This is a genomic window from Nonomuraea sp. B208, from assembly GCF_057536035.1.
Map to the genome: position 1 here is coordinate 101,526 of NZ_BAAJOU010000021.1, position 19,531 is coordinate 121,056.

At 71.9% G+C, this 19,531-nt stretch carries 20 protein-coding genes, 1 tRNA gene and 1 riboswitch; of the genes, 12 read left to right on the top strand and 9 right to left on the bottom strand.

Annotation, left to right across the window (positions count from 1 at the left end; all coding sequences use genetic code 11):
• Positions 1-7: 7 nt before the first annotated feature.
• A complete protein-coding gene (locus AC27IY_RS17220; protein WP_091081864.1) occupies positions 8-748 on the bottom strand; it encodes an FHA domain-containing protein in 741 nt (246 codons plus the stop codon).
• A 200-nt stretch (positions 749-948) separates the two neighbouring features.
• Between AC27IY_RS17220 and AC27IY_RS17225 the strand changes: the two genes are divergently transcribed.
• Positions 949-1,031, top strand: a tRNA-Leu gene (locus AC27IY_RS17225).
• A 229-nt stretch (positions 1,032-1,260) separates the two neighbouring features.
• On the opposite strand, the gene AC27IY_RS17230 is transcribed toward AC27IY_RS17225, so the two are convergent.
• Together AC27IY_RS17230 and AC27IY_RS17235 are read right to left on the bottom strand one after the other, a co-directional pair.
• Positions 1,261-2,286: a CNNM domain-containing protein gene (locus tag AC27IY_RS17230; protein ID WP_344213897.1), complete on the bottom strand. Its 1,026-nt coding sequence runs from the start codon at positions 2,284-2,286 to the stop codon at positions 1,261-1,263.
• A complete protein-coding gene (locus AC27IY_RS17235; RefSeq protein ID WP_487178512.1) occupies positions 2,283-3,680 on the bottom strand; it encodes a hemolysin family protein in 1,398 nt (465 codons plus the stop codon). The genes AC27IY_RS17230 and AC27IY_RS17235 overlap by 4 nt, the downstream gene beginning before the upstream one ends.
• Before the next feature lie 293 nt (positions 3,681-3,973).
• Here AC27IY_RS17235 and AC27IY_RS17240 point away from each other — a divergent pair, with 293 nt between their 5' ends.
• The gene (locus AC27IY_RS17240) at positions 3,974-5,284 is read left to right on the top strand and encodes an LCP family protein (RefSeq protein WP_487178513.1); all 1,311 of its coding nucleotides are present in this window, start codon (positions 3,974-3,976) and stop codon (positions 5,282-5,284) included.
• Between the two features lie 20 nt (positions 5,285-5,304).
• Here AC27IY_RS17240 and AC27IY_RS17245 read toward each other — a convergent pair whose 3' ends face one another.
• The gene (locus tag AC27IY_RS17245; RefSeq protein ID WP_449949277.1) at positions 5,305-5,955 is read right to left on the bottom strand and encodes a GOLPH3/VPS74 family protein; all 651 of its coding nucleotides are present in this window, start codon (positions 5,953-5,955) and stop codon (positions 5,305-5,307) included.
• Between the two features lie 70 nt (positions 5,956-6,025).
• Here AC27IY_RS17245 and AC27IY_RS17250 point away from each other — a divergent pair, with 70 nt between their 5' ends.
• The 3 genes from AC27IY_RS17250 to AC27IY_RS17260 all read left to right on the top strand — a co-directional run bounded on the left by AC27IY_RS17250 (position 6,026) and on the right by AC27IY_RS17260 (position 8,768).
• Positions 6,026-6,904, top strand: coding sequence for an Fpg/Nei family DNA glycosylase (locus tag AC27IY_RS17250; RefSeq protein ID WP_487178514.1), 879 nt, complete (start codon positions 6,026-6,028; stop codon positions 6,902-6,904).
• 26 nt (positions 6,905-6,930) lie between these two features.
• Positions 6,931-7,254, top strand: a complete 324-nt coding sequence (locus AC27IY_RS17255) for a rhodanese-like domain-containing protein (RefSeq protein ID WP_344213887.1) — start codon at positions 6,931-6,933, stop codon at positions 7,252-7,254.
• A 64-nt stretch (positions 7,255-7,318) separates the two neighbouring features.
• A riboswitch (TPP riboswitch) is annotated at positions 7,319-7,434 on the top strand.
• Complete coding sequence (locus AC27IY_RS17260; RefSeq protein ID WP_487178515.1) at positions 7,425-8,768, top strand: purine-cytosine permease family protein; 1,344 nt, start codon at positions 7,425-7,427, stop codon at positions 8,766-8,768. Its footprint overlaps the riboswitch before it by 10 nt.
• Here AC27IY_RS17260 and AC27IY_RS17265 read toward each other — a convergent pair.
• Positions 8,734-9,303 (bottom strand): methylated-DNA--[protein]-cysteine S-methyltransferase, encoded by a 570-nt coding sequence (locus AC27IY_RS17265; RefSeq protein ID WP_364460984.1) that lies wholly within the window; start codon positions 9,301-9,303, stop codon positions 8,734-8,736. The two genes, AC27IY_RS17260 and AC27IY_RS17265, sit on opposite strands and share 35 nt — an antisense overlap.
• Positions 9,304-9,389: 86 nt before the next feature.
• On the opposite strand from AC27IY_RS17265, the gene AC27IY_RS17270 reads away from it, so the two are divergent.
• Positions 9,390-11,258 (top strand): ATP-binding protein, encoded by a 1,869-nt coding sequence (locus AC27IY_RS17270; RefSeq protein ID WP_344213884.1) that lies wholly within the window; start codon positions 9,390-9,392, stop codon positions 11,256-11,258.
• A gap of 142 nt (positions 11,259-11,400) precedes the next feature.
• A complete protein-coding gene (locus AC27IY_RS17275) occupies positions 11,401-11,835 on the top strand; it encodes an ATP-binding protein (RefSeq protein ID WP_329588147.1) in 435 nt (144 codons plus the stop codon).
• 17 nt (positions 11,836-11,852) lie between these two features.
• On the opposite strand, the gene AC27IY_RS17280 is transcribed toward AC27IY_RS17275, so the two are convergent.
• From AC27IY_RS17280 to AC27IY_RS17290, 3 genes are all read right to left on the bottom strand, one after another.
• On the bottom strand, positions 11,853-12,506 hold the full coding sequence (locus AC27IY_RS17280) for a YidC/Oxa1 family membrane protein insertase (RefSeq protein WP_487178516.1): 654 nt from the start codon (positions 12,504-12,506) through the stop codon (positions 11,853-11,855).
• A gap of 87 nt (positions 12,507-12,593) precedes the next feature.
• On the bottom strand, positions 12,594-12,794 hold the full coding sequence (locus tag AC27IY_RS17285) for a DUF6412 domain-containing protein (RefSeq protein WP_344213882.1): 201 nt from the start codon (positions 12,792-12,794) through the stop codon (positions 12,594-12,596).
• On the bottom strand, positions 12,791-12,964 hold the full coding sequence (locus AC27IY_RS17290) for a hypothetical protein (RefSeq protein WP_329588153.1): 174 nt from the start codon (positions 12,962-12,964) through the stop codon (positions 12,791-12,793). Before AC27IY_RS17290 ends, AC27IY_RS17285 begins: the two co-directional genes overlap by 4 nt.
• A 94-nt stretch (positions 12,965-13,058) precedes the next feature.
• On the opposite strand from AC27IY_RS17290, the gene AC27IY_RS17295 reads away from it, so the two are divergent.
• Together AC27IY_RS17295 and AC27IY_RS17300 are read left to right on the top strand one after the other, a co-directional pair.
• Positions 13,059-13,751: a response regulator transcription factor gene (locus AC27IY_RS17295; protein WP_344213881.1), complete on the top strand. Its 693-nt coding sequence runs from the start codon at positions 13,059-13,061 to the stop codon at positions 13,749-13,751.
• Complete coding sequence (locus tag AC27IY_RS17300; RefSeq protein WP_344213880.1) at positions 13,751-14,872, top strand: sensor histidine kinase; 1,122 nt, start codon at positions 13,751-13,753, stop codon at positions 14,870-14,872. The genes AC27IY_RS17295 and AC27IY_RS17300 overlap by 1 nt, the downstream gene beginning before the upstream one ends.
• Here the strand turns inward: AC27IY_RS17300 and AC27IY_RS17305 are convergent.
• A complete protein-coding gene (locus AC27IY_RS17305; protein ID WP_487178517.1) occupies positions 14,823-15,455 on the bottom strand; it encodes a hypothetical protein in 633 nt (210 codons plus the stop codon). The genes AC27IY_RS17300 and AC27IY_RS17305 overlap by 50 nt on opposite strands.
• 187 nt (positions 15,456-15,642) lie before the next feature.
• Here AC27IY_RS17305 and AC27IY_RS17310 point away from each other — a divergent pair, with 187 nt between their 5' ends.
• The 3 genes from AC27IY_RS17310 (at position 15,643) to mptB (ending at position 18,548) form a co-directional block, all read left to right on the top strand.
• On the top strand, positions 15,643-15,990 hold the full coding sequence (locus tag AC27IY_RS17310; protein ID WP_091081001.1) for an STAS domain-containing protein: 348 nt from the start codon (positions 15,643-15,645) through the stop codon (positions 15,988-15,990).
• Positions 15,987-16,748: a glycosyltransferase family 2 protein gene (locus tag AC27IY_RS17315; RefSeq protein WP_487178518.1), complete on the top strand. Its 762-nt coding sequence runs from the start codon at positions 15,987-15,989 to the stop codon at positions 16,746-16,748. Before AC27IY_RS17310 ends, AC27IY_RS17315 begins: the two co-directional genes overlap by 4 nt.
• Positions 16,749-16,871: 123 nt before the next feature.
• Positions 16,872-18,548 carry a polyprenol phosphomannose-dependent alpha 1,6 mannosyltransferase MptB gene (gene mptB, locus AC27IY_RS17320; protein ID WP_487178519.1) on the top strand — a complete coding sequence of 559 codons (1,677 nt, stop codon included), beginning with the start codon at positions 16,872-16,874 and terminating at the stop codon, positions 18,546-18,548.
• Positions 18,549-19,531 lie beyond the last annotated feature (983 nt).

The following is a 19,531-nucleotide window of genomic DNA, read 5'->3' on the forward strand; positions in this document are numbered from 1 at the left end:
TTTACCTCTAATCGCGCCGGAAAACCAGAGTCGTGCGACCCAGCGTCACTCGCGTGCCGTTCTGGAGCTCGATCCTGCGTACCGGCTGGCCGTTGACGAAGGTTCCGTTCGTCGATCCGAGATCCACGAGAGCCACTGTCTGGCCCTCGACGCGCAGCTCGGCGTGGTGCCGGGAGACGCCTGGATCGACGAGACGAAGATCGCAGTCGGTGCCCCTGCCGAGCAAGGTCACCGGAGTGGTGAGCTCGTAGGAGCGGTCGCCCTGCGGGTCGTCCTGAGTGGACACGAGCAGCCTGGGCCGCCCGTTGAACGCGTTGGGCCGGGACGGAGGCAGGTCGCTCGCCGGCTGGCGGATCTCGTCCTGCTCGACCGTCGCGCCGCGGATGACCCCCGACCGGATGCGGAACAGGCCCACAGCCAGATCGCCGGCGGTCTCGAAACGCACCCGGACCGGTCCTACGAAGGAGTAGCCCTGCTCCTTGGCGTACTCCCTGGCGAGGTTGGCCAGCTCGTGGCTGATGCTGTCGGCGTAGACCTCAAGCCGTTCGCTGTCGGTCGTGGACAGCTCCACCACGAAGTCGTTGGGCACGAGCGTCCGACCCTGGGCCACGATCGCCGCGCGCTCGTCCATCTCACGCTGAACCGCACTGGCGACCTCGACCGGCTGGAGATCGGATTTGAACGCCCGCGCAAAGGCTCCCTCAACCAAGCCCTCGAGCCTTCGCTCGAAGCGCTGAAGGACTCCCACCGGGTACCTCCCTTCCTCCGTGCATATGATCGCGGCCCCCAGGCGCGCCCGGCGCCCGGTTTCCGCTTGTTCCACGTGGCGGCGTTCCTCGGCGCCCGTCGGCTCTCGCGCCCAGCTCCTCCGCTCCCGTGTCTTATGCGATCGTATCCGGGTTCAGTACCACTGGCTGTTCCGTGCTAATGTTCTTTCCGCACCCACAAGGGCGGGTGGCGGAACGGCAGACGCGCACGGTTCAGGTCCGTGTGTCCGAAAGGACGTGAGGGTTCAAATCCCTCCTCGCCCACCTCAGGTCCACCGATGAAATCGGCAGACCCACACTGACGAAAGCAGCCCCGGTTCGCAAGAGCCGGGGCTTTTTCTTTGTCGGGCCCTGGTGCGCACGGCCGCGCTCCGCAAGGAGGACGGTAGATGGCTCCGCTTGCAGATCGCTTTCGGGTGGCTTGCGTGATTTAGCTCACAAAAGGGCTTTCTCGTGCCGGCTCGGTGACCGGCCGGCACGAGGGAACCCGAGCTCAGCCCGCCGTGGCCCCTGCCGCCCTGGTGTCCAGGAGCTCTCCCAGGAGGTCGGTGAGGCTCACCATGCCGATGACGGCGCCCGCGGCGTTCGTCACCAGGGCCAGGTGCGCCCGCGCGTCCTGAAGGGCCGTCACGGCCTCCGGCACCTGCGTGACGCACGCCAGCCTAGGCAGGGGGTGTTTCAGCGACTCCGCGGTGGCCTCGGGCCGCAGGAGGGCGTCCCTGGCGTGCAGGGCGCCCTCGACGCCCGACGGGCCCTCCACGAGCAGCCTCAGGTGCCCGCTGCCGGCGGCCGCCTTCCTGATCTCCCGCCCGGTCGCCTTCACGCCCACCTTCACGGCGCGCTCGATGGGGACCATCAGCCGCTCGATGCCCTCCGCCTGGAGGCGGAGCGCCCGGGTGAGCAGGTCGTGCTCCTCGCGGTCGAGCAGGCCCATGCGGCCCGACTCGCCCACCAGCATGGCGAGCTGGCGAGGGGTGCGGGTGGTCGCCAGCTCGTTCCTCGGCTGGACGCCGAAGAGGCGCAGTATGGCGTTCGTCAGGGCGTTGAGCGAGCGCAGGAGCGGGCTCATCGCGCTGGTGAACGCGCGGAACGGCAGCGTCAGGAGCAGCGCCGCCCGCTCGGGGTGGGTCAGCGCCCACGACTTCGGCGCCATCTCGCCGACCACCATGTGCAGGAACGTCACCAGCGCCAGGGCGATGGTGAGCGAGATCGGCAGGCGCAGGCCCTCGGGGACGCCCAGAGCGGCGAACAGCGGCTCCATCGCGTGCTCCAGCGCCGGCTCGGTGACCTGACCGAGGCCCAGGGTGCACAGGGTGATGCCGAGCTGCGCGCCGGCCAGCATGAGGGAGAGCTGCCGCCCGCCGCCGACCGCCGACTTGGCGGCGACGCGGATCAGGCGGTTGCCGCCCGTGGCCATCTCCTCCAGCCGGTGGCGGCGGGCCGAGACGAAGGCGAACTCCGCGGCCACGAACAGGGCGTTGAACGCGAGCAGGGCGAGACTGAGGAGCAGCAGCGTCATCGGGCCGCCTCCGCCCACTCGCCCCGCTGCTCAGCAGCCTGTTCCGCCGGCTGTTCCGCCGGCTGTTCCTCCGGGGACACGCGGACCCACTCCGGCACTCGTCTGTTGAGCGACATCACCGTCAGGCGGGCCGTACGGCCGCCCTCGTCCTCCTCGAAGGGGTCGTCCGTGTCCGCGGTGACCGGGACGGACACCGCGTCGCCCGGGTCGGGCAGGCGGCCCAGGCGGGCCAGGACCAGGCCGGCGAGCGTGTCGTAGTCGTCGCTCTCGGGCAGGCTGAGGCCCGTGGCGCGCTCGACCTCGTCCAGGCGCAGCCGTCCAGGCACCTCCCAGACGCCGCCGGGGCGCTGCACGGCGCCGAGCGGCTCGGGGTCGTTCTCGTCCAGCAGCTCGCCCACCAGCTCCTCGGCGAGGTCCTCGACGGTGATGACGCCGGCCAGGCCGCCGTACTCGTCGATGACGCAGACGATGTCGTCCTTGGCGCCGCGCATGCGGTCGAGGACGAGCGGGAGCGGCAGGCTGTCGGGCACCAGCAGCGCGGGACGGGTCACCGCGCCGACGCGCCCCTCCTCCAGGCCGGAGGCCAGCAGCTCGCGGACGCCCGTCACGCCCAGCACGTCGCCGTCCTCGGCCAGCACCGGGTAGCGGGAGTGGCCGCGCTCGCGCATGACGCCGAGGAGGTCGGAGATGGGCTGCGACTCGCGCAGCACGACCACGCGGGGGCGCGGCACCATGGCCTCCTCGGCGGTGCGGTCGCCGAACTCCAGCGCCCGCTCCAGCAGGTCCGACAGCCGCGGGGGCAGCTCGCCCGCGCGGGTCGACTCCTCGATGATGCGCGACAGCTCCTCGGGGGTCGCCCCGTGCTCCACCTCCTCCACGGGCTCGATGCCGACCAGGCGCAGCAGGCCCGTGGCGGCCGAGTCGAACAGCCGCACCACGGGGCCGACCACCGCCAGGTACACCAGCGTCGGCCGGGCCAGGAACTTGGCCACCGGCTCGGGCCTGGCGATGCCCAGGTTCTTGGGAGCCAGCTCGCCGAGGACCATCTGCACCACCGTCGCCACGAGCACGCCGGAGGCCACGGACACGCCGGAGATCATGGTGTCGGACATGCCCGTCCCCTCCAGCCAGGGGCGGACGATCACGGAGATCGCCGGCTCGGCGAGGAAGCCGACCAGCAACGCGGTGACCGTGATGCCGAGCTGGGCGCCGGAGAGCATGAACGACAGGCGCGAGGTGACCTTGAGCGCCTTGTCGGCGGCGGCGTCACCGGCGGCGGCCTGCTCGCGCAGGACACCCCGGTCGGCGGCGACGTAGGCGAACTCCTGGGCGACGAAGAATCCGGTCGCGGCGGTGAGGAGGAACAGGGCCAGTAGCCCGAGATAGGCGCTCACCGCAGTGAGCCCTCAGAGGAACCCGTGCACCGGCACGGGCATGGACTCCACGGGTCCGGAGCGGACACGATCATCCCTTCGATAGAGGTCGTCCCTTAACTAACGACGCAGGCGGCGTCTATGTTTCCGCCGCTGCTTCCGTCACACCCGTCACAAGGGTCATTCGAGGGTGTCCGCGCCGCTTACGATCTTTTGGTTCCCGGTACTTTTCCGTGGAGCAACCTTGGCGGCACTCCGCACAGTCGGGGGGATCGACGTACCGTCTATGACATACCGAAGGGGAAGAAGGCGAAGTGTCTGAGGACGACCGGACGCGAGCCATGCGCTCGCCGGGCGACGGGCGCCCGCTGCCGCCGAGGCCGGACGACGGCCTCCGCTCGGGCGGCGCTCCCGCCCACCAGACGCCGCCCTTGAAAGGGGCGAACGCGCCCACCCACAAGCTTCCCACCGTCCCGCAGGCGCCCGAGCCGTCGTCCCCGCGCGCCGCGAACGACGGCGCGCCGGCGCAGGGGCGCTCGCGCGTCTACGGCCGGGAACGTTCCGGCGGCGGCGGCGGCCCGGTCCGGCCGCTGCGCTCGTCGTCGGGCGGCGGCGGCGAACCGCCCGAGCAGGGCCGCGGCGGGACGCCCCGGGGGCCGCGCAGGCGGCCGTCCGGCCGGCTCATCGTCAAGATCATCGCGGCGGCCCTGGTGGCGCTGCTGGTGACGGGCATCGGCCTGCTCTTCTGGGTCAACTCGCGGCTGACCGGCATCGAGGGCGTGCTCGACCCCTACGAGGGCCGCCCGGACGACACCCCCGGCACCAACTGGCTGCTGGTCGGCTCCGACAGCCGCAAGGGCCTCTCGGCCGCCCAGCGCAAGAAGCTGGCGACCGGGCGTGCGGTCGGGCAGCGTACGGACTCGATGATGCTGCTGCACATCCCCGACAGCGGCGACAGGCCCACGCTGGTCAGCCTGCCGCGCGACTCCGCCGTCACGATCCCCGGCAGGGGCCGCGACAAGCTCAACTCCGCCTACGCCTTCGGCGGACCCAAGCTGCTCGTCCGCACCGTGGAGACGGTCACCGGCCTGCACATCGACAACTACATGGAGATCGGGTTCGCCGGGTTCGTGGACATCGTGGACGCGGTCGGCGGGGTCGAGATCAACGTGCGGGCCGCGGTGGACGACCCCAAGGCCGGGCTCAAGCTGAAGAAGGGCACCCAGGTGCTCAACGGCTCCCAGGCCCTCGGCTACGTACGCACGAGGAAGGGCGGCGCGCTGCCCGACTTCGAGCGGACCAAGCGGCAGCGGCAGTTCCTCGGCGCGGTCGTGAAGAAGGCGGCGAGCCCCGGCGTGCTGATCAACCCGTTCACCTCGATCCCGCTGGCCATGAGCGCCACCGACGCCGTCGAGGTCGACACCGACACGGGCGTGTTCGACATGCTGTCGCTCGGGCTGTCCATGGGCGACAGCCCGGTGACGACCGTGGTGCCCTTCGGCGGGGAGGAGAGCGTGGCGAGCGGCGGCACGGCGATCAAGTGGGACCGCACCAAGGCGGTCGCCCTGTTCGACGCGCTCAAGGAGGACAAGCCGGTGCCGAAGGAAGTGATCGACGCCAACTGAGCCCTGGCCCCTCCGGGTGCTCAGCCGCCGCTGGTGGCGACGACCGTGGCGGCGGTGATCGCGGTGATGGTGGCGGCGTTGATGGCCGCGATCGTCCTCGCCACCGCGTCGCCCGCCCAGGCGCCCTCGGCGAGCTCCTTCACCCGTTCCTTGCTCGCCCCGGGGAACGCCTTGCGGTCGAGCTTGGCCGCGTGCATGATCGCGATCAGGACGGCGGTGCGGGGGTCGGGCTCCGCGCCGCCGAGCACGCTCGCCACCCGCTCCCTGACGTCGGCCTCCACGCTCGGGTCGGCCTCCGGCCAGCGCGTGACGGGGAAGATCCCGAGCACCTTGCCCCGCTGCTCGGTCAGCACGCCGGACTGGGCGAGCCTGGTCAGCAGGCGCGCCCGCAGCTTGTGCGACTGCAGGCGCTGCACCCACCAGGCGGGCTTGCGCTCCTTGCGTTCGTCGCCCAGGCGGCTCAGCACGGCGTCCAGCTCGTCGTCCCCGGTAGATGCGGAGTCGATGAGCACGAGCCTGTCGTCCGTCAGCTCGACGCGGCCCTCGACGGCGAGCTCGGCGAGGAGCGCGCCGGCCAGCGCGGGGTCGAGCTGCACGGTGCTGATGAGCTGCTTGCCCTCGTCCTCGCTGTACGCGAGCAGGAGGAGTTCTTCGGCGATCGTCACCTTCATGCCCCGACACTAATCGCCCGGCGCTTTCCACAGGCTGTGGATGGTCCGGCGCGCACCGTACTCTGGGGGCATGCCGGAACTTCCCGAAGTGGAGTCTCTGGCCCACTTCCTGCGCGAACGGGCGGTGGGCCGGTCCATCATGGCCGTCGAAGTGGTCGGCATCCAGGCGCTCAAGACGTTCGATCCGCCGGTCACGGCGCTCGGCGGGCTCACCGTCACCGGGGTGGCGAGGCACGGCAAGTTCCTCGACCTCGACTGTGACGGGCTGCACCTGGTCTTCCACCTGGCGCGGGCCGGGTGGCTGCGCTGGCGCGACGACATGTCGGGGGCCAAGCCGGTGCGGCCGGGCAAGGGCCCGCTCGCGGCGCGGGTGCGCTTCGCGCCCGACGACGAGGGGCAGGCGCCGGGGTTCGAGCTGACGGAGGCGGGGACGCAGAAGCGGCTCGCCATCTATGTCACGAAAAATCCGGACGAGGTGCCCGGCGTGGCCGCCCTCGGCCCCGACCCCCTCGACCCGGCCTTCACCGTGGACGCGCTGAAGCGCATCGTGGGCGGCAACCGTACCCAGATCAAGGGCCTGCTCCGCGACCAGAAGATCATCGCGGGCATCGGCAACGCCTACTCCGACGAGGTGCTGCACGCGGCGCGGATGTCCCCGTTCAAGATCGCCGGGACGCTGACCGACGCGCAGGTCGCCGACCTGCACGAGGCCATCGTCACGACGCTCGCCGACGCCGTCGAGCGGGCGCACGGCCTGGCCGCCAAGGACCTCAAGGCGGAGAAGAAGTCGGGCCTTCGCGTGCACAACCGGACGGGGCAGCCCTGCGACGTGTGCGGCGACACGATCCGCGAGGTGTCGTTCGCCGACTCCTCGCTGCAGTACTGCCCGACCTGCCAGACGGGTGGCAAGCCCCTGGCCGACCGGCGGATGTCCAAGCTGCTCAAATAGCTCCGCGCGGGCGGGACAATGGAAGCATGACCGTTCCTGAGACCGAGGCCAGCGCCGTCCCCGCGGACGCCTACCTGCTCGACGTGCGTGAGCAGGACGAATGGCTCGCGGGCCACGCGCCGGAGGCCGTGCACATCCCCATGACCCAGATCCAGGGCCGGGTCGAGGAGATCCCGGCCGACCGCACCGTCTACGTCGTCTGCCGGGTCGGCGGCCGGTCGCTGCAGGTCGCGGCCTGGCTCAACCAGCTCGGACGCGACGCCGTCAACGTCGGCGGCGGCATGCAGTCGTGGGAGGCCGCGCGCCGGCCCATGGTGAGCGAGACCGGTCAGGACCCGTTCGTGGCCTGATCGGCCGAGGAAGAGCCTCATATGGCGCTTCTGGCGCCATTGAGGCATCATGAGGGCGAAAACTACAGATCGTCGCGGGAGCTCGGGGTTCGCCGGGCTGAGAGGGCAGCTGACCAGCCGCTGCCGACCGCCTGAACCTGTCCGGGTAATGCCGGCGTAGGGAGTGTGCGATGGCGCATGTCGCCGACGAAGTCCCCCTGACCCTCGACGGCGCTCCGCCGAAGACGCTCGGCGTCCTCGACCAGGGCGCCCTCTGGGCCAACCTCGGCGTCAGCCTCCTCGGCTTCTCCGGGGCGCTGTTCCTGCTCGACCCCCTCGGCAACGCCCCGCTCAGCCTGGCGGGCGCGCTCGTCGCGGCCCTGGTCGGCAGCCTCATCGGCACCGCCATGGTCGGTCTGTCCGCCGTCCCCGGCACGCGGACGGGGCAGCCCGCCATGGTGCTGCTGCGCGGGCTGTTCGGAGCGAAGATCTCCTACGTCCCCACGGTGCTCAACATCGTCCAGATGCTCGGCTGGGGGGCGTTCGAGCTGTGGGTGATCGCCAAGGCCGCCACCGCGATCTTCGGCGGGGTGCCCTACCAGGTGTGGGTGATCGTCGCCGGGGTGCTCACCACCGCGCTGACGATCTGGCCGCTCGGCTCGATCCGGCTGCTGCGCCGCTACGTTACGGTCGGCGTGATCATCTCGATGCTCTGGTTCGCCTGGTTCTTCCTGAACGAGGCCCCCACGTACACCGGCGGCTCGTGGACCGCGTTCCCGGCCGCCGTCGACTACGTGATCGCCCTGTCGGTCTCCTGGGTGCCGATGGCCGCCGACTTCGCCCGGCACTCCCGCTCCAGCCGCGCCGCGTTCACCGGCGTCGTCGGCGGCTACACGCTGGCCCAGGTCGCCTGCCTGGGGCTCGGCGTGTACGCGGTCGCCATCGCCGGCTCCGCCGCCGTCACCGCCGACAGCACGGCGGTCTTCGCGCCGTTCGTGGCGGCCCCGCTCGGCGCGCTGTTCTTCGGCATCCTGGTGCTGCGCGAGACCGACCAGTCGTTCGCGAACGTCTACTCGACCACGATGTCCCTGCAGAACCTGCTGCCGCGCGTGGACCGGCGGTTGTTCTCCGTCGCGATCGGCGTGCTGACCGTCGCGATCGCCCTGGTCGTGGACGTGACCTCGTACGGCGCGTTCCTCGGCGTGATCGGGGCGGTCTTCGTGCCGATGTTCGCCGTGCTGGCCGTGGACTACTTCGTCTTCGCCCGCGCCGGCCAGTGGAACACCGCCGAGGACGCCCCCTCGCGCCCGAGCATGCTGGTGCCGTGGGCGCTCGGGTTCGTCGCCTACTGGCTGACCACCTCGACGCCCACCGTCGCCGCCTGGGACGGCATCTGGGCGGGCCTGCGCGACGCGATCGGCTTCACCCGCCAGCCGTGGATGAACGGCGCGCTCGGCGCGGCCCTGGTGGCGGCGCTGGTGACGCTGCTCGCCGGGGCGCTCACGGGCCGGTCGAGGCGCGCCGTTCGACGTTGAGCAGGTGCTGCTTGGCGGCGACGCCCCCCGCGTAGTCGCCGAGCGCGCCGTCCTCGCGCACCACCCGGTGGCAGGGGACGATCACGCAGAGGGGGTTGGAGGCCAGCGCGTTGCCGATCGCCCGCAGCGCGCGCGGCCGGCCGATGCTCTCGCCGATGCGCTCCAGCGTCGTGGTCGTGCCGTAGGGGACCGCCATCGTCTTCTGCAGCACCGTGCGCGCGAACGGCGTGGCGAGCGCCAGGTCGACCGGCGTGGCGAAGGCCCGCAGCCGCCCCGAGAAGTAGGCGTCCAGCTCTCTGCGCAGCGGGTCGAGGCGGCGCGGGTCGGGGCCGATGAAGCGGCCCACGGTGCGGCTGATCAGCTCGAAGACGTCGTTCTCCGGCTCGAAGGAGCAGGCCACGGCGCCCTTGGCGGTCACCGCCAGCACGAGCCGGCCCACGGCGCCGTCGTAGGTGCCGAACGCGATGTCGGGTGCGTCTCCCCGGTAGGTGCTGGAGGTCACGCGCAGCAGGGCGTCCAGTTCGCCGCTCGTCATGCCCTCGCCCTCCCGGAATCGTCGTGACCGCAGCGTATCGGACGGATCGCCCGACGCACCCACCGCGCCACGTGCACTATGGAGGAGTGGGGGACGAATGGGCCGGTAGTGACGACGAGATCGCCCGCGCGGTGCTCGACAGCTCGCCCAACGCCGTCGTCGCGGTCGACAGGGACCAGACTGTGCTGGTCTGGAACGAGGCGGCCGAGCGGCTGTTCGGCTGGACGGCCGCGGAGATGCTGGGCCGCCGGGCGCCGATCGTCCCGGCGGAGCTGACCGCCGAGCACAACGCGGCGCTGGAGCGCGTACGGACCGGCGGCCAGGTGTCGGTGCGCACCAAACGGCTCGACAGCGCCGGCGACCTCCTCGACGTGCGGGTGGACATCAGCGCGCTGCGGCTCGGCAGCGCCGTCGCCGGCTACGTGTGCGTCCACCACCTGGCGCGGGCCGACCAGGTCGCGAAGACCCGGATGGCGCGCCGGGCCAGGCTGGTGCGCCGGCTGACCGACGTGGTGGGCGACATCAACTCCGACCTGGAGCTGTCGGCCGTGCTCGACCGCATCTCGGCCAGCCTGACCGAGCTGACCGGGGCCGACGCGGGCGGGTTCGTGCTCATCGAGGGGGAGCGGCTGCGGCTGGTGAGCACGTACGAGCTGCCTGACGGGCTCCGCGGCACCACCACCGACCTGCGGACGAGCCTCGTGGACCGGCTCTTACGCACGGGCAAGACCGTCCTGCTGGAGTCGAGCGGGCTCGACGACCTCGTGTGGGCGCGGCTGAAAGGTCTGCACACGATCGCGCTCGGCCTGGCCGCGGTCGGCGGCCGGCCCTACGGCGCGCTCTACGCGCTGTTCGCCAGGAGCACCCCCGGCCACCTGGAGCTGGAGCTGCTGGAGCTGCTGGCCGGGCACGCGGGCATCGCGGTCGGCAACGCCGTCGCCTACCAGGAGGCGGTGCGGCAGCGGGCCCACGAGCGGGCCGTCTTCGACGCCAGCGCCGACGGCATCGCCGTCCTGGACGAGGCCGGGCGGGTGGTGCGCTGGAACCCGGCCGCAGCCGAGATCACCGCGATCCCCGAGGAGACCGTGCTCGGCGGGCCGCCGCCGTTCCCGCTGCCCGAGCCGGGCGAGAAGCTCACCTTCCAGCTGGAGACCGGGCGGTGGCTGGACGTCGTGGGCGCGCGGATCGAGGAGACCGGCGAGGTCGTGGTCGACTTCCGCGACGTGACCAGGGCCAAGGAGCTGGAGGAGGCGAAGGACCTGTTCCTCGCCACGACCAGCCACGAGCTGCGCACGCCGATCACGATCGTGCGGGGGTTCGCCTCGACCCTCGACGCCCGCTGGGACAAGCTCGGCGACCTGGAGCGGCGCGCGGCCGTGCACACCATCGCCGAGCGGGCCAGGTCGCTCGGGCAGCTCATGGACCACCTGCTGCTCGGCGCGCGGGCAGGAGCGGACGAGCTCAAGGTGCGCATCGAGGAGTTCGACCTGGCCGAGCGCATCCACGCGGCCACGCTGGGGCTGCCCGTGCTGTCGGACCGGCACCGGGTGGAGGTCGCGATCGGCGACGGGCTGCCCTGCGTGCTCGGCGACGCGCTCGCCACGGACATCGTGCTCGGGCAGCTCCTGGAGAACGCGTTCAAGTACTCGCCCAAGGGCGGGCTGATCCGCGTGGAGGCGTGGCCGGAGGACGACGACGTGGTGGTCGTGGTGGACGACGAGGGCGTCGGTATCGCCGCTCCTGACCGGGAACGGGTCTTCGAGCGGTTCGTCCAGGTGGACAGCGGGGACCGGAGAAGGTTTGGTGGAGTAGGGCTCGGGCTCTACATCGTCCGCAGTCTGGCGAGGGCACAAGGAGGAGACGTGAGCGCACATCCGAGGCCCGGCGGGGGCACCAGGATGCGGCTGGTGCTGAAGGCCGCCGGCACTATCGGATCCGACACACCGATGCGGTAACGAGGTGGTCACGGTTGAGCTGATCTATCTTCCAATGTGTACAAGCTGTGATCGAGATGCGGTTTCTGGGATCGAGTAACGGGGCATTTCGGTCGTACCGGGGAGTGTTCCCGCGGGGGGCACAGGGAACGGGGAGGTGGGTGTGTCAAGCGTGGTGCTGCTGCCGTACGCGCCGTCCAGCGTCGCCGTCGCCCGCCAGCGTCTGAGCACGGACCTGCAGGACAGCGGGGTCTTCGCCACGGCGATCGACGACGCCGTGCTCGTCGTGAGCGAGCTGTTGAGCAACGCGCTGCGGCACGCGCACCCGCTGCCGTCCGGCATGGTGAGAGTCGCCTGGCTGCGCAGCGACGGGCACATCGAGGTCGCGGTGAGTGACGGAGGCGCGGCGACGGAGCCACGGGCGGCCCGGCCGACCCTGTCCTCGCTCGGGGGGCGGGGGCTCGGCATCGTGGAGTACGTCGCGGAGAGCTGGGGGGTGCGCCACGACGGCGACACCACGACGGTGTGGGCGATCCTGCCCGCTCCTCAGGCTGCGTCGATGAACGGGCAGGTCGCGGCGTTGAAGGAGGCCGGCTGACCGGCCCTTGAGTCGCGTCAGGCGCCCGCGCCGGCGGGGCGCCGGTAGAGCACGGCCCGCTCCGCGGCCGCCCACGCGTTCGACACCAGCAGGTAGAGCCCCGCCGCGAGCGGCAGCACCAGCACGGCGATCACGGACCCGTACGGCGCCAGCTTCGCCATCCTCCTGAGCAGCTCCGGCTGGTCGTCGCCGACCCTGATGTTCCTCGCGGAGAGCCACGCCACCGCCGCGACCAGCAGGATGACCAGTGCGAAGACCGAAACGGGCACACTGAGCAGACCGTAATTCGCCACCAGTCCCGCCACCTGCTGCCCCAGCGGCGCCCCGAACAACGTGTGCCCCGCCAGCGCCGTCGGATGCGTGGCCACCCGGTACATCAGCCACAGGAACGGCAACTGCCCCAGCATCGGGAGGAACCCGGCGAACGGCGAGCTGCCCTCGGCGGCGTACAGCGCCCTCGTCTCCTCGACCAGCCGCTCGGGGTGGCGCGCGTGGCGCTTCTTCAGCGCCTGGAGCTTGGGGGCGAGGCGTTCGCGGATCCGCGCCGTACGGGCCTGGCGCACGTTGAGCGGCAGCAGCAGGAGCCGTACGGCGAGCGTGAACAGCACGATCGCGAGCGCGGCGTCGCCCCCGGCCGCGCCGACGACGAACGTGACAAGAGAATCGATCATGAAAAAGCGAGCCTTCCATCCATGGGGACGATCGGGATGGGGCTCACCCGGCGGCGAGCCCCGCTTGCCTGGGGAAGCGGGGCGTGCCTAAGGAGCGCGCGGGCGGGACCGCCCGGCGGCGTCAGGGTCGCGCTGACGCTGGAAGGCGGTGCGGCGCGCGTAGGTCAGCGGAAAGCCCAGGGGCTCCCCGCCGAGGACGGGCAGCAACGTGGCCGCCCACGCGACCAGCAGCAGGATCGCCACCATGGTGATCCCGGCCAGCCACGGGTCGAAGAGGAGCTGGGTCACTGCGAACGGGAGGACTTGCTCATCACGGTGACCACGACGAACAGGACCAGAGCGATCAGACCGACGATCAAGGCCAGCTTGAACAGCCCCGCCAGCAGCGGCAGCAGGAAGTTGAACACCACGAACAGGCCCAGCAGGGCCCCTATGACGATCATCACGACTCTACTCATGAGGCCACCGTACGTCCTGCGGGCAGGGGCCGCGAGGCTTACGGAGTGATGACGTGAGCGGCGGTCCCGGGGGCGTGAGCCGTACCGTGAAGTGGTGAACACGCGCATCCTGGTGGTCGAGGACGATCCGACCGTTTCCGAGGTGGTCGCCCGCTATCTGGAGCGTGACGGGCACGAGGTCGAGTGCGTGGGCGACGGCGCCGAGGCGCTGCGCCGGGCTCTCGCGCAGCCGCCCGACCTCATGGTGCTCGACCTCATGCTGCCGAGGCTCGACGGGCTCCAGGTGTGCCGCAGGCTCAGGGAGCGCTGGCCGGTCCCGGTGATCATGTTGACCGCGCTGGGCGAGGAGATCGACCGGGTGGTCGGCCTGGAGACGGGGGCCGACGACTACGTGGTCAAGCCGTTCAGCCCGCGCGAGCTGGCCCTGCGGGTGCAGTCGGTGCTGCGGCGGGCGCGGGGCGCGTCCGTGACCGGCGGCACCGGGGTGCTGCGCGACGACGACCTGACGGTGGACGTCGGCGCCCACGAGGTACGCCTGCGCGGCGCCGAGGTCATGCTGACCGCCCGCGAGTTCGACCTGCTGGCCTACCTCATGCGCAACCCCCGCCAGGCGTTCAGCCGGTCGGCGCTGCTCAACCAGGTGTGGGGGTGGTCGTTCGGCGACTCGTCCACGGTGACCGTGCACGTGCGGCGGCTGCGGGAGAAGATCGAGCCGGATCCGACCGCGCCGCGCAGGATCGTCACCGTGTGGGGAGTCGGCTACCGCTACGAGCCGATGGAGGGCTGATGGCGCCGCACGGGGTCTCTCCGGCCGTGGCGGTCGGGGAGCTGCCGATGGTCGTGGCCGTGGCGGCCGGGCTCGGGCTGCTGGTGGCGCTCGGCGGGATCTGGGCGATGGGGCGGCTGCGCACGCGTTCGATCGGCGTGATGCTGGCCGTGGTCGTGGTGGTGGCCGTGGCGGCCACGCTGGCCGGCGTCGTGGCGATCATCGCCAAGATGATCATCGAGGGGCCGGTCAAGGACTTCGTGCTGAGCGTGGTGGCCGTCGGCGGGCTGGTCGGCCTGGGGGTGGCGTTCGTGCTGTCCAAGCGGGTCGTACGGGAGAGCCGCCGGCTCGTGGACGCCGTACGGGAGCCGCCGTTCCAGGCGCCCCAGGGGCTGCCCGCCGAGCTGCAGGAGATCGCGAACACCCTGGAGGAGTCGTACGCCCGCGAGCGGGCCCTGGAGGGCGCCAGACGCGAGCTGGTCGCGTGGGTCAGCCACGACCTGCGTACGCCGCTCGCCGGCATGCGGGCCATGGCCGAGGCGCTGGAGGACGGCGTGGTCTCCGACCCCGCGACGGTCGCCCGCTACCACGGGCAGATCAAGCTGGAGGTGGAGCGGCTGTCGGCCATGGTGGACGACCTGTTCGAGCTGTCGCGCATCCACGCCGGGGCGCTGCGGCTGTCGCGGGCGCGGGTCGGGCTGGCCGACCTCGTCGCCGACACGGTCGCGGGCGCCGAACCGCTCGCCCGCGCCAAGGGCGTGCTGCTGACCGCCGAGGCTGCGGACGCCGCCGTGCCCGTCGAGGCCGACGCGGGCGCGCTGGGGCGCGCCCTCGGCAACCTCGTGGTCAACGCCATCAGGCACACCCCGTCGGACCGGTCCGTGGTGCTGCGGGCCGCCGTGGACGACGGCATGGCGTGCCTGTCGGTCGCCGACTGCTGCGGCGGCATCCCGGAGGAGGACCTGCCTCGCGTGTTCGAGGTGGCCTTCCGGGGGGAGAGCGCGCGCACGCCGACCGCCGACGGAGGGGCCGGGCTCGGGCTGGCCATCGCCCAGGGCATCGTGGAGGCGCATGACGGGGTGATCGGGGTGGTCAACGACGGGCCGGGGTGCCGGTTCGAGATCCGGCTGCCCCTGTGCTGAGGGTGCTCTCCGTGCTGAGGGTGGTCTCCGTGCTGAGGGTGGTCTCCGTGCTGAGAGCGGTCTCCGTGCTGAGGGTGGTCTCCGCGGTGACGGTGCTCTCCGTGGTGGGTGTGCTCCGGACCGTCTCCTCGCCGATGCGGAGCTCCGTGGCGGGGCGGGCCGGAGCGTCGGTCGTGGTGTCCTGGCCTTCCTGGGTGCCGGTGGTGTCCCGCTGGGAGCCGAACGACTCCACCATCGCCCGGAACGTCGGGCACGGCCACCGCCACATGCAGCTCCGGCACCGCAGGATCGGATGCGCCGCGTCGCTGGTGATGCCACCCGCGTCACGGGGCTGGTGCAGGTCGAGCAGCCTGAGCCCCAGCTCGGAGAACCTGAGCAGGTCGGCGCGGGCCCCCGCCAGGAACTCCAGGTCTTCGCGGACCAGCCGCGTACGGATCGGGACGTAGCCCTCGTGGTTGAGCAGGCCACGCAGCCGCGCTGCTTCGTCGTGCCATGAGTTGGCCTTCTCCGTACGGAGAAGGATGGACTCCAGCCGGTCGCGGAGCCCTTCGCGCTGAGGATCTTCGGGTTTCTCGGTCTTCATCGACGTGGGGCCCGTCAGCCGTGCCCTGGTCCCTCCTTCTCGATGCCGCGGCGGGTGTTCAGGTGTCACGCTGTCAAGCTTCGCGTACTCTCCGTGCCCGTGGAGCCCAAACGGAGGACAAAAACCTGTGCTTGCCCTATCGGCGTGACAACGTGACCGGAAGCCTCCGCGCCGCTAGCCTGCCCATGTGGAGCTCAAGGTCTCGACTCGATCACATGCCGGGTTCGCGCTCGTCGCGGTCACCGGGGAAATCGACCTCTATACGGCGCCTCACCTGCAGTCCGAGTTCACTCGGCTGCTGCAGGAAGGGCCGAGCCGGGTGGTCATCGACATGTCCGCCGTGGATTTCTGCGACTCCACGGGCATGAACGTGCTGCTCTCGGCGCTCAAGAGGATGAAGGAGCAGGGGGGCACGCTGGAGGTGGCCTCGCCCCGTCCCGCCGTACGCAAGATCCTGCAGGTCACCGGGCTCGACTCGGTGTTCACCGTGCACGAAGAGGTTCCGCAGGAGTTCCTCATATCCGAGGGATCATGACGGCGGCCGCACCGGGTTCACGAGCAGTGAGCGGTGACACCGCGGTCGTCATTCCGGCGGCCAACGAGGCCGAACGCATCGCGACCACCGTCAAGGCCGCCTCGGCGCTGCCCGGCGTGGCCCTCGTGGTGGTCGTGGACGACGGCTCGCACGACCTGACCGGCAAGGCGGCGCGCGCCGCCGGCGCCCGCGTGGTGCGGCACAGCCGCAACCGGGGCAAGGCGGCCGCGATGGAGAGCGGGGCCGAGGCCGTACGCCTCCTGGACGAGGACGACGCCGCACCGCGCCACCTCCTGTTCCTGGACGCCGACCTCGGCGACACCGCCGCCGCGGCCGCGCCGCTCGTCGAGCCCGTACGCGCGGGCGCGGCCGACATGACCATCGCCGTCTTCGCCACCAGGGTGAAGCTCGGGGGCCACGGGTTAGTCGTCCGCCTGTCCAGGGAGGGCATCCGCCGCGCGACCGGCCTGGAGCTCGCCCAGCCGCTCAACGGCCAGCGCTGCCTGACCCGGGCCGCCTTCGAGGCCGCGCGGCCGCTGGCGCACGGGTTCGGCGTGGAGACCGCCCTGACCATCGACCTGGTGCGCAAGGGATACCGGGTGGAACAGGTCGAGGTCGAGATGGCCCACCGGGCGACGGGCACGGACTGGCGGGCGCAGCTCCATCGCGCGATCCAGCTCCGGGACGTGGCGCGGGCGCTGGCCACCCGCGACCCGGTGGTCGTCCAAAACCTGAACAAACTTCACCCCAACCGCTGACCACCTCCGGACAGGTCGAGCCCGCGCCACGGTCACCGGGCACCTGCGGGGGTGCCCGGCCGGTTATCCACAGGCGCCCGCCGTCCGGGCCGAGGCCGTCCGCGCGTGTGCTGGAATACGCGGGTGACTACGGAGACGCGGCACGACACCGCACGCGGGCGGATCGCGTGGGCGGGCATGTGGGCGATCGGCGCCTCCGTGCTGCTGACTGCCGCCATCGGCCTGCTCGGCCCGTCGCCCATGGTCCCCGCGCTGGGCGGGCCTTCCTGGCAGCCGTCGTACTCTCTGGACGTCCATCCCGATCCGCATCTGACGGTCGCTCTCGGTGCGGCGGCGATCATTCTCGGCGGGCTCGGCCTGCTGACCACGTTGCTCGCCCTCGCGACGCCTGCTTCGGGGGCCCCTGCGACGCCCGCACCGGCGCCCGCTTCTGGGGCCTCTGTTGCGCGTGCGTCGGCGGCTCCGGCGGCGGCCGAGGGGGCCAAGGTGTCGCTGTCCGTCTCTGTAGGCCCTGCCGCGCCCGGCCCGGCCGCCGCCTGGCGCGCCACCCGCCTCGGGGGTGGCCGGTTGCCGGACGGGCGGGTGCTGATGCTGCTCGGCTGCCTCGCCGCCGCGATTCTCGCCTTCCTGCCACCCTCGGGCTCCGGCGACCACCTCAACTACGCCGCGTACGGCCGCATGGTCACGCTGGGGATCAACCCGTACACGCACGGAGCCGCCGACCTGCCCGGTGACGTGATCGCCGACGCGGTCGAGCGGCCGTGGCGCGAGGAGCCCAGCGTGTACGGGCCGGTCGCGACGGCGGTCCAGGCGTTCGCGAGCTGGGTCGGCGGCGACTCGCTCCGGCTGACGATCTTCGTCCTGGCGCTGGTCAACGCCGCCGCCTTCATCGTGACCGCCCTGCTCATCGACCGTTTCACCAGGCACGACGAGGCCGCCCGCCGCCGCGCCGCGCTGCTGTGGGCGGCCAACCCGCTCCTCCTCTACCACCTGGTCGCCGGCATGCACGTGGACACCCTGGCCGTGGCCTGCATGGTCGCCGCGCTCCTCGCGAGGGGCCGTCCGGTGGGCGGGGGCGTCCTGCTCGGCCTGGGGGTGGCGATCAAGGTCAACGCGGGTCTCGTCGCCCTTGGCCCCGCCTGGGAGCTGCGCCGCCGTCCCGGCCGCCTGGCCGTCATGGCGGGATGCGCCCTGGCGGTGGTGGTCGCCGGCTACGCCGTGGCGGGCACGGACGCGATCGCGCCGGTGACGCGCACCAGCAAGGCGATCTCGCACGCCACGATCTGGAAGCTGGTTCAGGGGTGGCTGCAGACGGTGATCGGCACGGGGACGGCCTACCGGGGCGAGATCCAGGTCGGCTCGCTCCTGCTGCTCGCGCTGCTGGCCTGGCTGCTGTTCCGATGGGCCGCCCGCACCGGATGGGCCTGGGGCGCCGGCGCGGCGCCTGCCGGGGCGGCCGGGCTCGGCGCGCCCGTGGTGGCGGCCGGGCTGGCGGTGGCGTACGTGTTCGCCTCGCCGTACGTGCTGCCCTGGTACCACGGGCTGGCCTTCGGGATGCTGGCGCTCGTGGCGGGGTCCGCGGTGGACGCGTTCCTCGTCGTGCACCTGCTGGCCCTGTCGCTCGCCTACCTGCCCGCCCGCGTCGACGGGCAGCCCGCGGACCTCACGTGGCTCAGCGGCGTGGTCCGGCCTCAGACGGCCTGGGTGCTGCTCGCCCTGACGATCGCCCTGGCGGTGTGGGCCTGGCGAGCTGCAGGGCGCGCACACACGCCGCCAGCGTCAGCGGCACCGCCACCGTGAGCGCCATGGCGGGGATGGCGATGCCCGAATCGTTCATCAGGAACCCGACGAACGCGCACGTCAACGCGCCGAACAGGCCGGCACGGAGTGTCGGGGCGAGGGCGTAGACCTGGCCGAGCGCCGCGGCACCGTACCGCGAGGGCCGGGCCAGCACCAGGAAGAGGAACGCGAGCGCGACCAGCGTGAGGAGGGTCAAGGACCAGTTCCCGACCGTGACGCCGATCATGGCGCTGAACTTGCGGCCGACGACGGTCCACGCCTGGCCGTCGATGACCTGCTGCACGAACGTCCCCAGATGCGTCCGCTGCGCCTCGGGACGCAACCAGTCCACCACCGACAACACCCCGACGACCACCACCCCCGCGACGCCGACCAGCAGCAGCCTGAGCACCGACACCCGCCTGCCGGAGAGGAGGATCAGGAAGACGGCCAGCCCGATCACGAACGCCGGCACCCCGCCGAAGTCCGCTCCCCAGGACGGCCACCCGTCCGCGAACACCGCGAACATCCCGTAGAGCGCGCAGGCCCCGACCACGACGAGCCTGGAGACGCCTCTGCTCAGCAGCCACTGCGCGATCCCGGCCAGGCCCAGGATGGTGCCGGTGGCGTAGACGGCGAAGGCGATGTTGCTGAAGCCGTAGAAGCGGCCGCCGGTGACGGGCTCGTACCCGGTGACGGCGTTGACCTGGAGCTTCGAGCCGGTCATGACGTCGATGAGCAGGGCCAGGGACGTCAGCGCCGCGACGACGGTCAGCGGGCCCAGCACGTGCGCCCGCCAGGGGCCCGCGAACGCGGCGGCGGTGATGAGCGCGGCGATGCCCAGGATCGTCACGACGACCGAGACCATCGGCACGGGGAGGGTCCACCAGGGCACGAGCTGCGCCAGGAAGGTGGAGACGGCGATCGCGCCGCTCAGCACGGCGACGATCTGGACGGCGCGGAGCAGCTTGGACGCGCTCGCGTCCCCGCCGATGATGATGCTG

What these genes read in the sequence shown, in the direction of transcription:
- AC27IY_RS17230 (WP_344213897.1), bottom strand. Translation starts at nt 2,286, where the DNA reads ATGACGCTGCTGCTCCTCAGTCTCGCCCTGCTCGCGTTCAACGCCCTG.
- AC27IY_RS17250 (WP_487178514.1), top strand. Translation starts at nt 6,026, where the DNA reads ATGCCGGAACTTCCCGAAGTGGAGTCTCTGGCCCACTTCCTGCGCGAA.
- AC27IY_RS17280 (WP_487178516.1), bottom strand. Translation starts at nt 12,506, where the DNA reads ATGATCGATTCTCTTGTCACGTTCGTCGTCGGCGCGGCCGGGGGCGAC.
- AC27IY_RS17315 (WP_487178518.1), top strand. Translation starts at nt 15,987, where the DNA reads ATGACGGCGGCCGCACCGGGTTCACGAGCAGTGAGCGGTGACACCGCG.
- AC27IY_RS17265 (WP_364460984.1), bottom strand. Translation starts at nt 9,303, where the DNA reads ATGACGAGCGGCGAACTGGACGCCCTGCTGCGCGTGACCTCCAGCACC.
- AC27IY_RS17300 (WP_344213880.1), top strand. Translation starts at nt 13,751, where the DNA reads ATGGCGCCGCACGGGGTCTCTCCGGCCGTGGCGGTCGGGGAGCTGCCG.
- AC27IY_RS17260 (WP_487178515.1), top strand. Translation starts at nt 7,425, where the DNA reads ATGGCGCATGTCGCCGACGAAGTCCCCCTGACCCTCGACGGCGCTCCG.
- AC27IY_RS17245 (WP_449949277.1), bottom strand. Translation starts at nt 5,955, where the DNA reads ATGAAGGTGACGATCGCCGAAGAACTCCTCCTGCTCGCGTACAGCGAG.
- AC27IY_RS17255 (WP_344213887.1), top strand. Translation starts at nt 6,931, where the DNA reads ATGACCGTTCCTGAGACCGAGGCCAGCGCCGTCCCCGCGGACGCCTAC.
- AC27IY_RS17305 (WP_487178517.1), bottom strand. Translation starts at nt 15,455, where the DNA reads ATGAAGACCGAGAAACCCGAAGATCCTCAGCGCGAAGGGCTCCGCGAC.
- AC27IY_RS17290 (WP_329588153.1), bottom strand. Translation starts at nt 12,964, where the DNA reads ATGAGTAGAGTCGTGATGATCGTCATAGGGGCCCTGCTGGGCCTGTTC.